This is a genomic window from Pseudoalteromonas sp. A757 (assembly GCF_004103285.1).
Classification (GTDB): Bacteria; Pseudomonadota; Gammaproteobacteria; order Enterobacterales; family Alteromonadaceae; genus Pseudoalteromonas; species Pseudoalteromonas galatheae.
In genome coordinates this window covers 1-13,733 of the sequence record NZ_QNQN01000047.1, presented here as the reverse complement: position 1 = coordinate 13,733, position 13,733 = coordinate 1, and the positions used below count along the sequence as shown (strand labels likewise).

The 13,733-nt window shown below is 43.0% G+C and carries 13 protein-coding genes and 2 tRNA genes; 9 read left to right on the top strand and 6 right to left on the bottom strand.

What is annotated here, in order from left to right:
• Positions 1 to 22: 22 nt before the first annotated feature.
• On the bottom strand, positions 23 to 943 hold the full coding sequence (locus DRB05_RS00860) for a glycosyltransferase (RefSeq protein ID WP_128725259.1): 921 nt from the start codon (positions 941 to 943) through the stop codon (positions 23 to 25).
• Positions 944 to 1,386: 443 nt separating this feature from the next.
• Between DRB05_RS00860 and DRB05_RS00855 the strand changes: the two genes are divergently transcribed.
• The 6 genes from DRB05_RS00855 to DRB05_RS00830 all read left to right on the top strand — a co-directional run bounded on the left by DRB05_RS00855 (position 1,387) and on the right by DRB05_RS00830 (position 8,617).
• Positions 1,387 to 2,097, top strand: a complete 711-nt coding sequence (locus DRB05_RS00855; protein WP_010375531.1) for a SapC family protein — start codon at positions 1,387 to 1,389, stop codon at positions 2,095 to 2,097.
• A 166-nt stretch (positions 2,098 to 2,263) separates the two neighbouring features.
• On the top strand, positions 2,264 to 3,292 hold the full coding sequence (locus DRB05_RS00850) for an isoaspartyl peptidase/L-asparaginase (protein ID WP_128725258.1): 1,029 nt from the start codon (positions 2,264 to 2,266) through the stop codon (positions 3,290 to 3,292).
• An 84-nt stretch (positions 3,293 to 3,376) separates the two neighbouring features.
• Positions 3,377 to 3,805, top strand: a complete 429-nt coding sequence (locus DRB05_RS00845) for a CBS domain-containing protein (RefSeq protein ID WP_128725257.1) — start codon at positions 3,377 to 3,379, stop codon at positions 3,803 to 3,805.
• 153 nt (positions 3,806 to 3,958) lie between these two features.
• Positions 3,959 to 7,852: an ATP-dependent RNA helicase HrpA gene (gene hrpA / locus DRB05_RS00840; RefSeq protein WP_128725256.1), complete on the top strand. Its 3,894-nt coding sequence runs from the start codon at positions 3,959 to 3,961 to the stop codon at positions 7,850 to 7,852.
• Positions 7,853 to 7,933: 81 nt separating this feature from the next.
• Positions 7,934 to 8,317, top strand: coding sequence for a response regulator (locus tag DRB05_RS00835; RefSeq protein ID WP_010606518.1), 384 nt, complete (start codon positions 7,934 to 7,936; stop codon positions 8,315 to 8,317).
• Positions 8,318 to 8,326: 9 nt separating this feature from the next.
• Positions 8,327 to 8,617, top strand: a complete 291-nt coding sequence (locus tag DRB05_RS00830; RefSeq protein WP_128725255.1) for a PilZ domain-containing protein — start codon at positions 8,327 to 8,329, stop codon at positions 8,615 to 8,617.
• 61 nt (positions 8,618 to 8,678) lie between these two features.
• Here DRB05_RS00830 and DRB05_RS00825 read toward each other — a convergent pair whose 3' ends face one another.
• Positions 8,679 to 9,869 carry a class I SAM-dependent methyltransferase gene (locus tag DRB05_RS00825; protein ID WP_128725254.1) on the bottom strand — a complete coding sequence of 397 codons (1,191 nt, stop codon included), beginning with the start codon at positions 9,867 to 9,869 and terminating at the stop codon, positions 8,679 to 8,681.
• A gap of 127 nt (positions 9,870 to 9,996) precedes the next feature.
• Between DRB05_RS00825 and DRB05_RS00820 the strand changes: the two genes are divergently transcribed.
• On the top strand, positions 9,997 to 10,638 hold the full coding sequence (locus DRB05_RS00820) for an HD domain-containing protein (RefSeq protein WP_128725253.1): 642 nt from the start codon (positions 9,997 to 9,999) through the stop codon (positions 10,636 to 10,638).
• Between the two features lie 17 nt (positions 10,639 to 10,655).
• Here the strand turns inward: DRB05_RS00820 and DRB05_RS00815 are convergent, their stop codons facing one another.
• On the bottom strand, positions 10,656 to 11,636 hold the full coding sequence (locus DRB05_RS00815) for an ion channel (protein ID WP_010606522.1): 981 nt from the start codon (positions 11,634 to 11,636) through the stop codon (positions 10,656 to 10,658).
• A 226-nt stretch (positions 11,637 to 11,862) separates the two neighbouring features.
• Here DRB05_RS00815 and DRB05_RS00810 point away from each other — a divergent pair, with 226 nt between their 5' ends.
• Complete coding sequence (locus DRB05_RS00810; RefSeq protein ID WP_128725252.1) at positions 11,863 to 12,519, top strand: YgjP-like metallopeptidase domain-containing protein; 657 nt, start codon at positions 11,863 to 11,865, stop codon at positions 12,517 to 12,519.
• 22 nt (positions 12,520 to 12,541) lie between these two features.
• Here DRB05_RS00810 and DRB05_RS00805 read toward each other — a convergent pair whose 3' ends face one another.
• A complete protein-coding gene (locus tag DRB05_RS00805) occupies positions 12,542 to 12,937 on the bottom strand; it encodes a helix-turn-helix domain-containing protein (RefSeq protein WP_128725251.1) in 396 nt (131 codons plus the stop codon).
• 72 nt (positions 12,938 to 13,009) lie between these two features.
• On the opposite strand from DRB05_RS00805, the gene DRB05_RS00800 reads away from it, so the two are divergent.
• Positions 13,010 to 13,507: a DUF2938 domain-containing protein gene (locus DRB05_RS00800; protein WP_240036183.1), complete on the top strand. Its 498-nt coding sequence runs from the start codon at positions 13,010 to 13,012 to the stop codon at positions 13,505 to 13,507.
• A gap of 17 nt (positions 13,508 to 13,524) precedes the next feature.
• On the opposite strand, the gene DRB05_RS00795 is transcribed toward DRB05_RS00800, so the two are convergent.
• Both DRB05_RS00795 and DRB05_RS00790 read right to left on the bottom strand, forming a co-directional pair.
• A tRNA-Tyr gene (locus DRB05_RS00795) sits at positions 13,525 to 13,609 on the bottom strand.
• 48 nt (positions 13,610 to 13,657) lie between these two features.
• Positions 13,658 to 13,733: transfer RNA gene (locus DRB05_RS00790), tRNA-Thr, on the bottom strand.

The following is a 13,733-nucleotide window of genomic DNA, read 5'->3' as shown; positions in this document are numbered from 1 at the left end:
TACTCCAAAATTCGGTAATTTATTAGATTGCTTGACTAAGTGTTGGGCTAGACTTTTTGTGAAACAGGGTACCTGTCAGGGCGCTATTTGGGCGGGTATGTGCAGTCAATATATCTTGCCAACTCAAGCCTTGTTGTAGGAGGTATGTTGCAACCGAACAATGTTTATTATGAATATAAGCAATATTTTCTTTGGCACTGCTGTAGGTATCTTCTTTTACTTTTGGATGAGGATAATGAACAGCTTTAGCTTCTGTTATCAATTCGAATTTACAGCCCAGATTATGTAATCTTAACGCAAGTTCTACATCTTCCCCTCCCCAGCTACAAAAATACTCATCGAAGCCACCAGCCTCGTAAAGTGCATGAGTTTTGCATGATGCATGGCAGGTCCAAAAGATAAGCCAAGGCTCATTGATTTGGTGAAGAGAAAAATGGTGGGAGCGTAAAAAGGCAGCTCTACAGTCTTGGTATTGTTCTAGGAAAGCGCTATCGGTAAAGATATTTTCTTCAGATAATCGATGCTTGAATTTACGTAAGTTTGATTCTTCTAGTTCTTCAAATCCGAAGCAAAGCCCAATTAATACACCGACATCACTTCTTTGGTAGCGTGTTAAGTGTTGAGAAAGGCAGGAGGGCTCGGCTATAACACCTGAGTCTAAAAAGAGGACATGTTCAAATTGAGCATTTAAGATGCCAATATTTCTCGCTCGAGCGACACGGAATCCCTCATCCTGTTGAAAGTAATATTTTATTGACAATGTGTCTGAAAATGATTTCACGACCTCACGGGTATCGTCACTCGAACCATCGTCTACGATAATAATCTCAAAAAGAGTGATATCGAGGGTTTGTTTTTCTAAGCTCTGTAATGTCAGACGTAATAGCTGGCTACGGTTATAGGTGGGGATAATAACGCTGATCCCTGTTCTCCAATCTTTCATTTATTTATTCCTTTGGTTTGCATTCATTGCAAAAACTAGCACCGAAATTGGATACGTTATTTTTAATATGTAAATTATAGGTGTCAATATGTTATTCAGTTTTTTCAAGTTGTAATTTTAGGTTGCTATTTCAAACTAATGATTATTAAGGGGTTTGATTTTTTGAATAACTTTTTTGATTGAATATTACTCATCAGTGGTACTTAAATGATCGTTGCATACGTTTGATAAAGTCGTAGGGGTGTTTACGCAGTGTCACTAATATCTCAATAGAAATATAGAGACATAACTTTTTAAACTTTAGATACACAAACTACCAATTAAATAGGTGATAAGGCTCCGGCCCACCTTAAAAAATATTTAACTTCCAATTTGCACCGAAAACCGCTAGCCTTAGGGGCAATAAATAAAGTAACAAATACGTAAAATAATGGAGCAGTATTATGGCGGAACAACAAGTGCAGCCTTTACACAACGAAAAGCACGCGAACATCAAAGTAAAAAATGGCGTGAACGTTGATTTCCTTAAAACTCAGCACTTAATGCCTGTAGTGGCGCATGAGTTTGCGCGTGTAGCGACAGAATTCCCGATGGCGTTTGTTAAAAACACTGAGTCAGGTCAATTTCAAGCGGTTGCTATGTTTGGTCTTCAGCCAGGTGAAAACTTATTTGTAGATGGTGACAAGTGGACTGGCAGCTTTGTACCAATGGCCGCAGCACGTTACCCGTTTGGTTTGGTTAAGCATCCTGAACAAGATCAGTTTGGTATTGTGATAGACGAAGCAAGCCCGCTAGTTGGTGAAGAAGAAGGTAATGCGCTTTTCGAAGACGGTAAAGAAACTGAATATCTAGGTCGTCGTAAAGAAGCGTTGGTAAGCTATGTTGAGTTTGCTCGCGTAACTGAAGCATTTACTCAGTATCTTGCTGATAAAGAGCTTTTAGTTCAACAAACACTAACGGTAGAAATCCGTGGTGAGAAGAAAGACATCAACGGTATTTACCTTGTGGATGAGCGTAAGCTAAATGAATTAGGTGACGAAGATTTCCTAGAGCTACGTAAACGTGGTTATTTAGCACCTATCTTCGCATTCTTGACTTCTACTCACCAAGTAGCACGCCTTGCACGTATGAAGGCACAGCGCGAAGCAAGCTAATTGTTTTTAATATAGTAGAATGATTTGAGAAAAGCGCTTCCTGATGGAAGCGCTTTTTTTGTGGATACTATTTAGTTGTTCTAAATAAAAAACTTTTAACGCGAAAGCTTGCATCGCTCTAAAATTCACCTCATGCTGAAGTTTAACAACGAACCAAGGTATAAAAATGAAAAAAATCTCTTTGCTAGCAGCCTTATTAGCTTTGTCGGCGACAGCTGCTGTCGCTGATGAGAAAGTGTCCCCGTTTGCGATCGCCATTCATGGAGGGGCTGGCACAATTGAGCGCAGTAACTTCACGCCAGAAAAAGAAAAACAATACAAAGCTAAATTAAAAGAAGCTGTTGAGGCTGGCTATAAGGTACTAGAACAAGGTGGAGAAAGTCTTGATGCAGTGACGGCTGCCATTAATATTCTTGAAGACTCGCCTTTTTTTAATGCTGGTAAGGGTGCCGTGTACACTTATGATGAAGGACATGAGCTAGATGCGTCAATCATGGATGGTCGTAATCGCCAAGCGGGCGCTGTGGCTGGGGTGAAGCACATTAAAAACCCAATCAACCTGGCAAAAGAAGTGATGCAGCATTCAGTACATGTCATGCTAAGCGGTGAAGGTGCAGAAGACTTTGCTAAGAAACGCGGTTTTACGTTAGTGGAAAACAGCTACTTTGACACCGATTCTCGCTATCAATCGCTGCTAAAAGCGAAAAAGCGATTGCAGATGAAAGAAGCGGCGACCAAGGACTATCAGGCGGCACACCAACAATTGAAGAGCCAGTATAAGATGGGAACTGTGGGGGCTGTCGCTCTTGATAAACAAGGGAATTTAGCGGCTGGAACGTCAACCGGTGGGATGACGGCTAAACGCTTTGGACGCATAGGTGACTCACCGGTGATTGGTGCGGGCACATTTGCGGATAATCGCTCTTGTGCTGTTTCAGCTACGGGACATGGTGAGTATTTTATTAGATATAATGTCGCAGCTGATATTTGTGCTCGTGTTGCTTATCAAAACAAGTCGATTGAAAAAGCAGGGAAAGAAGTGATTTTTGATACGCTTTATCCAATTGGTGGTACGGGTGGGGTGATCATTGTTGACCCGAAAGGCAATATTAGTATGCCATTCAATACCGCGGGGATGTACCGTGCGAGCAAGTCGTCAACAACAAAGACCTATGTTGGTATTTATAGCGAGTAAAACAATATTTCGTTGAGACTAAGCAAGTTCTTCAAACGCCAGCTATTATTATCATGATAGCTGCGTTTTTAATGGAGATGAGCAATGCAATCAATAAAAGTCGCAGACTACTTAAATCATCGCCCCGTAACATTCAAGCAAGATATGCGCGTAGAATCAGCTGTAGAGAAGCTGCTACAAAGCGGTCAATCGGGCGGGCCGGTTATAGACGAGACAAAGCGAGTTATTGGGTTTTTATCTGAGCAAGATTGTCTCAAAAAAATGCTAGAGGCGACCTATCAAAATGAGTCTCATAGTGTGGTGTCCGACGTCATGACAAAAGAACCTCTTTGCGTAAAACGTGAAGATAGTATAGTGCAAATGGCAGATTTGATGATTTGCAATAAACCCAAAGTGTACCCGGTAGTTGACGATGAAGGGCGCTTACTCGGGGTCATCAGCCGCGCAAACGTGTTATTAGCGTTAGATAAGCATTTACATGATGCTTATGTCTCTGGCCACCGCTACGTATGAAGCGATAAAATATACAGGCCGCTTCGGTAGCTCATGAGGAGCTGCCTTGTGAATAACGGCAAAAATCTCAATTCCTAACCAAATTTTGTTGGGTTCGCCTAATCTGATTTGGTAAACTACACGGCGTTTTATGTAATCACAAGGTGTCGTGTAGTGCAGGTTGACTCGCTGTTCAAAGAGCTAAATTCATGTCTTAAAAAGGATCACTTCATCCTCAAAAAGCGCCTTCATGGCGCGAAAAAAATTACCGATCAAGAAAAGCAAAAGCAGGTAGTCGCAAAAGTAGCGGCTGCGATTGCAAAAAGCCAAGAATTAAAGGTAACAAGAAGCGCCAATATTCCAGCAGTAGAGTATCCTGAGCAACTACCTGTCAGCCAGAAAAAAGACGACATCAAAGCGGCCATTGCGAATAACCAAGTGGTTATTGTTGCCGGTGAAACGGGCTCGGGGAAGACCACGCAGCTGCCAAAGATTTGCTTAGAGTTAGGTCGAGGCGTGGATGGCTATATTGGTCATACACAACCAAGAAGACTAGCAGCAAGAAGTGTATCTACCCGTATTGCAGAAGAAATTGGCTGCGAGATGGGGCAGGAAGTTGGATTTAAAATTCGCTTCTCAGATCAAGTCTCTGACAATACATACGTAAAACTGATGACCGACGGTATTTTGCTCTCGGAAATTCAACAAGACAGATTCCTCAACCAGTACGACACAATCATCATTGATGAAGCGCACGAGCGCAGCCTGAATATTGATTTTATTTTGGGTTATTTAAAGCAGCTGTTGCCGAAGCGTCCAGACCTTAAAGTGATTATTACCTCAGCAACCATTGATCCTGAGCGTTTTTCTAAACATTTTAGTGACGCACCTATTATTGAAGTGTCAGGACGAACTTATCCAGTAGAAGTGAGATATCGTCCAGTTGAAGATGTAGACTCACAAAATAGCGAAGCAGAAAACGACCAGTTACAGGGTATTTTTGATGCGGTTGATGAGCTTTGTGCTGAAGGACCTGGGGATATTCTGGTATTTATGAACGGTGAACGTGAAATTCGTGACACCGCTGATGCGCTGGCAAAACGCAATTTAAAAGGCGTTGAGATTTTACCTTTGTATGCGCGCCTTTCTAATGCCGAACAAAATCGCATTTTTGCGCCGCATAGCCAGCGGCGTATTGTATTATCTACAAACGTTGCAGAAACGTCATTGACAGTACCAGGTATTCGCTATGTTATCGACCCGGGTACTGCGAGAATAAGCCGCTATAGTTATCGAACAAAGGTGCAACGCTTACCGATTGAAGCAGTATCACAAGCCAGTGCAAACCAGCGTAAAGGTCGATGTGGGCGTGTGGCATCTGGTATTTGTATTCGTTTATATTCTGAAGACGACTTTTTAGGGCGCCCTGAGTTTACCGACCCTGAAATTCTAAGAACTAATTTAGCTTCCGTTATTTTGCAAATGCTCGCACTTGGACTTGGTGATATAAGTCAATTTCCATTTGTACAAGCGCCTGATAGCCGTAATATCAAAGATGGCATGTCATTACTTGAAGAGTTGGAGGCGATAGTTCCTGCAAAGCGCAGAGAAAAAGCCAAGCTCACAGAATCAGGTCGCAAACTAAGCCGCTTACCCATAGACCCAAGGCTTGCTAAGATGGTGATGTCAGGGGCACAAAACAACGCGCTTTGGGAAGCGATAGTGATCACTGCGGCACTGTCTATTCAAGACCCAAGAGAGCGTCCTCAAGACAAACGTGCAGCAGCTGACGAAAAACATAACCGCTTTGAGTGCGAACACTCTGATTTTGTTGCATATCTAAATCTGTGGAATTACATCGAAGCGCAGCAGCAAGCACTGACGCGTAACCAGTTTAGAAAGCAATGCCAAAAAGACTTTTTGGCCTACATGCGTGTACGTGAATGGCAAGATATTGTATATCAGCTGACTACGGTGTGTGAGGAGCTCGGCTTTAAAATAAATAGCAGTCCTGCAAGCGATGAAGCCGTCCATCAATCATTGCTAAGCGGTATGCTTAGCCATATTGGTGTAAAAGACGAAAAGCAAAAGCAAGTATTTAAAGGCGCACGTAACAGCCAATTTCATATTTTTCCAGGTTCAACACTGTTTAAGAAAAGCCCTAAGTGGTTGATGTCTGCCGAGCTTGTGGAAACCAGTAAACTTTATGCTCGGGTTAATGCCAAAATCGATGTAAATTGGATTGCGCCAATCGCTAAGCATTTAGTAAATAGAAGCTATAGCGAGCCGCATTGGGAGAAAAAGGCTGGAGCGGTTATCGCATTTGAACAGCAAACCTTGTACGGCTTGATCATCGTTGGCCGTAAACGCACGGTGTATAGCGATATTGATCCTGTGGTTAGCCGAGAGATATTTATTCGTGAAGCGCTGGCAAACGGTCAACTTGGCCAAAGCGAAGGCTTTTTGAGCGCAAACCAAAAGTTGGTTGAAGAAGTGCAGGCGCTTGAAGATAAAGCGAGGCGTCGCGATATCCTAGTCGACGAAGAAGATGTTGTTGCGTTTTATAACGATCGAATTCCAAAAGACGTAAATAATCGTGCTGCGTTTAATAAATGGTGGCGTTCACAAAAGCAAAAAGACAAACGCTTTTTGCATATGACGCGCGATCTGTTAATGAAGCATGACGCTGAACATATCACGGATACACATTATCCTGATACGTGGCAACAAGGGAATTTGATTTTGCCTCTCAGTTACCACTTTGACCCAGGCCAAGCACTAGACGGCGTGGTGGTCAATATTCCTCTGGCACTATTAAACCAAGTTCAAGATGAAGGCTTTGATTGGCATATTCCTGCACTCAGACATGAGCTGGTTTGTGGGCTCATTAAGTCACTGCCGAAGACCCTAAGACGTAACTTTGTACCGGCACCAAATTATGCCGATGCGGTGCTTGCCGCCGTTGAGGTAATGCAAGGTTCATTTAGAGAAGCGGTGGCCAATCGTTTACTCAGAATGACAGGTGTTAAAGTCGCCGAGTCAGATTGGGACATTAGTGCACTTGAACCGCACTTAAAAATGCAATTTCAGGTAGTTGATGACAAAGGCAAGGTGATAGCCCATGGCTTTGATTTACTGGCACTCAAGGCAAAGTTGCAAGGGCAAGTGACCGAGACGCTTTCGCAAGTGGCAGAGCAAGGGATTGAGCAGACGGATATTCAGCAGTGGGATTTTGGCGAGCTGCCAGAGCAATATACTAAAAAGCAAGGAAATTATGAGATTAAGGCGTTCCCAGCATTAGTCGATAAAAAACAAAGTACGGCCATAGAATTGTTTGATAACGAAGTAAAAGCCCAAGCGGCGCATCAAGCAGGATTGCGCCGTCTTATGCTACTCAATGTTCCTTCGCCTGTTAAATACCTACAGCAACACTTACCAAATAAGGCTAAATTAGGATTATACTTTAACCCCTTTGGAAAAGTGCATGATTTAGTTGATGACTGTACGCAAGCTGGGGTTGATAAGCTGCTGCGTGGATTTGGTGAGATCAGAGATGATGTCGCGTTTGAAAAAGCCAAAGAGCACATTCGAGCTGAGCTAGGCGATACTGTAGTTGAAATTGCGAAGCAAGTTGAGGCTGTGCTTAGCATTGCCCACAGTATTAACAAGCGCATGAAAGGCAGAGTGGATCTCACGATGATCACCGCGCATGGCGACATAAAATCTCAGTTATCCGGTCTTATCTTTAAAGGCTTTGTCACCGCTCACGGTGCTGACAAAATCTCTGATATCTTGCGCTACATGAAAGCGATTGAGAAAAGGCTTGAAAAACTTGCGGTAGATCCAAACAGAGATAGGTTGTGTGTATTAGAGTTGGAAAAAGTTGCTGCGGCCTATCAAGACAAGTTGGCAAAAATTCCCTCTGGATTACCTGTGCCAGAGTCGCTTGTAAATATTTTTTGGATGCAGCAGGAACTTCGCGTGTCTTTGTTCGCTCAAACATTAGGAACGGCTTATCCAATTTCGGCTAAACGCGTTTTGAATTCTATAAAAGAGTGCGAAATATAAACTTGCATTTTAGAGTACGACAGTTACTTTATTATATGAGGAAGTAAAACTTTGGATTGTGAGAAGGAAGCGGCATTGAATATGTCCACACGAGAGAAAAGGAAAAATGCACCGCACCTGCTAGTGGTCGACGACGAGTATTTTAACTATGAAATGCTCGAAATGGCACTGTCAGGGGCGTTTGAGCTGAGCTATGCAAACTCGGGTACGAGTTGCCTGTCGAATGCAATTGCTGATCCTCCAGATGCTATTTTGCTTGATGTGTGTATGCCGGGTCTTGACGGCTACGACACCTGTCGAATGTTGAAAAATACACCAGAAACTAAGGACATTCCGGTACTAATGGTGTCTGGTTTAGAGTCTGAAAAAGAACAAAAAGCGGGATTCGATGCAGGTTGCGATGCCTATGTGGTTAAGCCATTCTCAATGCAATCGCTATTAGAAAAAATAAAATCAATGGTGTAGGAGCGTTATATGATCAATGAAGATAAACGCCGTTTTATGCGTATGTCGGTAGATGCGGTAGCAAAATTAACTGAGCTTGAGTCAGGTAAAGTGTACCAAGGAGTTTGCCACGATTTAAGTGCTACGGGGTTGTCGGTGACAGTGAGCGACCCAATCGAAGCAAATTCAACCGTTGACATTTTCATTGATTCCAGTGGCGATATGATCCAGCCACTTAGTGCTCATGCAACCGTGATCCGCTGTAGTCAAGAGCAGGATGAGCAGTGGGTTGTAGGACTTGAAATCACCAAGTTCAATTAGATTAATTAAAGCCCTAAGGGTGGTATTGAAGCTTCCTCCAATACCACTGTGAGTTGCTTGATCAATAAACCTTACAAATAAGACCTTTTAGGTAAAAGCCCTCTGGATAATTGCCCGCAATAGGGTGGTCGGCGGCTTGATTTAGCCTTTCCATAATCAACAGCTCTTTACCTGCATCGAGCGCAGCGTCTGCAACGACTTTCTGGAATAGGTTTTGTTCCATAAGGCCAGAACACGAGAAGGTGAGTAATGTGCCACCAGGCTTTAATATTTGCATGGCAATCATATTGATATCTTTATAACCACGACAGGCACCATTAAGCTGCGCCTTACTTTCTGCAAACTTTGGCGGATCCATCACAATCGTATCGAATTGGCGGCCCTCATCACGATATTGTCTTAGTAGCTTGAACACGTCTTGCTTCACAAACTCAGCCTTCGACAAGTCTAGTCCATTATGTTCTACATTACGTTTTGCAGTGTCGAGTGCTGGCTGCGATACGTCAACGTTGATAACTTTACTACAGTCACCGCGCAGCGCATACAGGCCGAATGTACCGGTGTAGCAGAAACAGTTAAGCACTTCTTTGTCTTTTACAAAGCGTTCTAACGCGGCTCTACTGTCGCGTTGATCTAGATAAAAGCCAGTTTTATGGCCGCCGATGATATCGACTTCAATCTTTAAACCATTTTCGCTAATAAGGACAGGTGTGGTTGGTGCATCGCCAGCAAGCGGTCCGGTAATTTTATCAAGGCCTTCTTTTTTGCGCACATCAACATCTGAGCGCTCGTAAACATGACAATCAGGAAATAGTGATTGCAATGCCATTACTATTTCACCTTTGTGACGCTCGGCACCAGCGCTTAGCAACTGACAAACCAAGTAGTTATCAAACTTATCAATTGTTACACCTGGCAGACCATCTGACTCTGCGGCACACAATCGAAAGCCAGTTAAACCACCTTCAGCAATAACATATTCTCTGGCTGCTAGTGCTCGAGCGAGTTTTTGCTCAAAAAACGCTTGGTCAATATGTTGTGATTCATCAAATGTCCAAATTCTGGCTCTGATCTGAGAGTCTGGACTGTAAGCGGCTGTGGCGAGGTATTTACCTTCATTGCTGTAAATCTTGACGGTATCGCCAAGGGCAGGCTTGCCTTTTACTTTTTTAATGGCCTTTGAGAAAACCCAAGGGTGCTTTCTGTTAAGGGATTTTTCTCTGCCTGGTTGCAGATATAGCGCGCAAGTCATATATTTTCTCTAATCTTTCCTGATAGCTGCCATTTTAGTGAAGGGTGTGGCAACATACAATCAGTAATGCCTTTCCCGCTGAATTTGTGTGGGCTTATTTGTCGGATATTAATAAAAGTTGAGCTTAATGACGTTAAAAATGCATGAATTAGAAAAAGCATGTGAAGAGTTTATGCTGTCGACACCATGTGCAGATACCGCCCATGACTTGTCCCATATCAAGCGTGTAGTTAAAGTTGCAAAGGCGCTTTGCGAAGCTGAGGGTGCGGATCCTGCTGTGGTGATCCCTGCCGCTTGGTTACATGATTGTGTTGCCGTAGCAAAAAATCATCCAGATAGACCGCTGGCGTCGAAATTAGCTGCAGATAAGGCGGTTGCCTTCCTAACAGAGTTGAAGTACGACACGGTTAAACTTGAGGCGATTCACCACGCCATTGTTGCACACAGCTTTAGCGCTGGTGTCACACCCACGACATTAGAGGCCAAAATTGTCCAAGATGCAGACAGAATGGATGCGTTAGGGGCGATAGGTGTTAGCCGCTGTATGAAAGTAGGTGGGGCGATAGCGCGTAATCTCTACAATGTAGAAGACCCTTTTTGTGAGCACAGAAAAGCGGACGATACCAAATATACCTTAGATCACTTCTTCATTAAGCTGCTGCATATTAAAGATAACATGCATACCACTGCAGCTCGTGAGCAGGCACAAGCCCGCACTCAATATATGCTGGATTTTTTAGAACAACTGAAATCAGAAATCGCGGATTAAAAATGACGAGATGAGTATCATCTCGTCATTTGCTTTACAAAAACCACTACAAATAGCGCTAATGAAAAGCTGCCGGTAAAAGCCTCTACCGCTGCGATCAGCCGGGAGATCCCCACAGGCGTAATGTCCCCATAACCTAAGGTTGTGAAGGTAACAACACTAAAATAAAAGCTATTCAGCAGCGCCATTACATTTTCAGATACACTGTTGTCTAAGTCTAGCTGCATTATCTGATCTTGAAACGAAACGCCAAATAGAAAATAGCAAAATGCACAGGTAATTATCATGCCTAGACTGAAGCGAATGACATTTTCTGGCTTTTCTCCATACCCACATAGCAGGTCGACAAAGCTGGAAATAAGGTGACGTTTTGAAAATCGTGGATACTGAGCATGTCGCATGCGCAGCTCTTTATATGTAAAGCGCCCAACCATTTCAAATAGTCCTTGGTTTTCTGCGCCTTTACGTAGTAAACGATAGATCTCTTCGGACTGCAGAAACAAGTCTTCCGCATCTTCTTTAGCTCGGTTTCTACGTGCTTCAAAAGCTTGCTGCTCTTGCAGTAATTGCTCACCGAGTTCCATATTATCGATACGGGTGTTTTCCAGCTTTATGCCGAGCAAATTGGTGCTTTCTAAATTACAGCAGTGCAGGCTTGCTTCTCTCAAATCCGCCTTCATTAAAGACGCATGCTTAATGGTATTATTAAACAGGTGCGCCCCTTTCAAATTGGCACGATAAAAGTTGCTATAAGATAGATCATAGCCATGATGATTTTCAAAGTTAACAAGGTTGAGCCCTTCCAAATTGGCTCGCTTCAACTCTAAGCCTTGTAGCAAGCCGCCTCGCTTGGCGTAGCGTTCAAGCTTTTGGCTTAGCTCTAAGCCACCTTTATCGAATTTATTATCATGCCAAAAGCAGTAACCTGAGCCCATATCGATTTCACTGCATTTTTTTCCCTCAGGTGACACATATTGGCAAATGGGTTTATCAGCCATAGCTTGCCTAAATCAAAATGCCTTTTTCATTAAGCGTAGCAGCAAAAATAATAAATACGGTGATTTAACGAAAAAATCTTTCTAATTTATAGTGTGTTAGAAACCACACTATTGATGAGTTTATTGTCATTGTTGATCAAATTCACCATCTTACATGGCGTTTGCAGTGACTCTGATAAGTTGCTCATATTATAATGCATGCTTTAGTGGCTAAGAATTTGTTACCTTGCAATATCAATTGAAGAAAAGCCGAAAACGTAAGAGCGTTGCGATAAAAATAAAAGCTGGCCAAGTATTTGTGTATGCACCAGAGCAAGTTTGCGAGCGCTGGTTACATACTTGGGTGGAAAGTAAATCCGATTGGATAAAATCAAAGCTTGCTCTAAAGTTCATACCTGAGAGCCCTCGGCCGCTTGAAACAGGAATTTTGCAAGTATTCGGCGAGACCTTTACTATTCATAGAAGCGAAAGTACGACCTCTGTAATTGATTTTGATAACAAAAGAGTGTTACTTAAGGCTGTCAAAAATGAATGGGGTGAGTTAGTCGCGCTGTTAAGCGAAACGCTAAATGACTATGTAGATATGGTTATTGCGCGGTATCAACCTGATATTCAAGCTCGCTTTGATACGCTAAAAATACGCGTTTACAAAAGCCGCTGGGGCAGTTTTTCATCTAAAGGCGTGCTTGCGTTTAATACGCTTTTGATTGGTGCGCCTAAGTGGGTAATTGATTATGTGGTAGTGCACGAACTTTGCCATTTTCATGTTATGGCACACAATAGCGCATTTTGGCATTTGGTAACAAAGCACTATGGCGACGACCATAAAATGGCTCGGCGTTATTTACGTGACCACGGTCGTGACTTGATGATTGAGCATTAGCATAGCGCCCTGTTTATGCCTATTATTTGTCGGGCCTCGCTTTTGCCGCGCGTTTTAACAACTTTTTAAATGTCGGGCATTCAAAATGGCTTGGCGCAGGGCATTTTGCAGCGTGATAGAGGCCATCTCGCATTGCAGTTAAATGCTTAATGGTTTCATTTAATTCATCCGCTTTAGATTGTAACTTCATCCTATCAATATCCGCTTTACCCTCGGGGGTAAACATGTCCGCTATTTCATCTAACGAAAAGCCTGCGTTTCTACCAAGGGTAATAAGCGCTAGACGTTCAAGTATCGACGGGGGAAAAACACGTTTAAGCCCTTGTCGACCAATCGATCGGATCAGCCCTTTTTCTTCATAATATCTAAGCGTGGATGCGGGCAAACCTGATTTTTTTGCAACTTCACTGATATCCATTCTTGCCCTTGACTTAAAGTTAACTTGAACTAGTAGGATAGCGGTTATCAGTAAAAAAGAGGAGTAAAAATAGTGGAAAACCTATATTCGATGTTAATGCCAGCAGTAGCGATTGGCGTAGGTGCAACGCTTGTTATGGATTTGTGGGCATTTATGCTCAGTCGCGTGTTTGCCATAAAGGGCTTAGACTATGCATTAGTTGGTAGGTGGATTGGACACTTGTGTCAAGGTCAACTTACGCATCAAGGTATCGGGCATAGTAAACCAATATCTGGTGAACGTGTCATTGGTTGGTGCATGCATTATCTCATTGGGATTGTATTCGCCTTGGCGATACTGCTGGGCGTGGGCAAGCCTTGGTTGACTGAGCCAAGCCTTTTGATTGCATTAGTTTTTGGCTTAATAACGTGTGTGTTTCCATTCTTTATTATGCAACCCTGTTTTGGTGCAGGGGTCGCAGCATCTAAATTACCAGAACCGAATAAGGCAAGGGTAAAAAGTATGGCAGCACATTTGATTTTTGGCTTTGGATTGTTTTTAAGCTCGTTTATATATGTAAGCTTATTGTGAGATAAAGCAATAGAAGGTGGTGGAGGGAGCTGGATTCGAACCAGCGAAGGCTGAGCCGTCAGATTTACAGTCTGATCCCTTTGGCCGCTCGGGAACCCCTCCACGTAAAATTCTTTCCTAAAGCATCCTATACAAGATAGGGTAAAAAGATGGTGCCGACTATCCGAGTCGAACGGATGACCTACTGATTACAAGTCAGTTGCTCTACCAACTGAGCTAAGTCGGC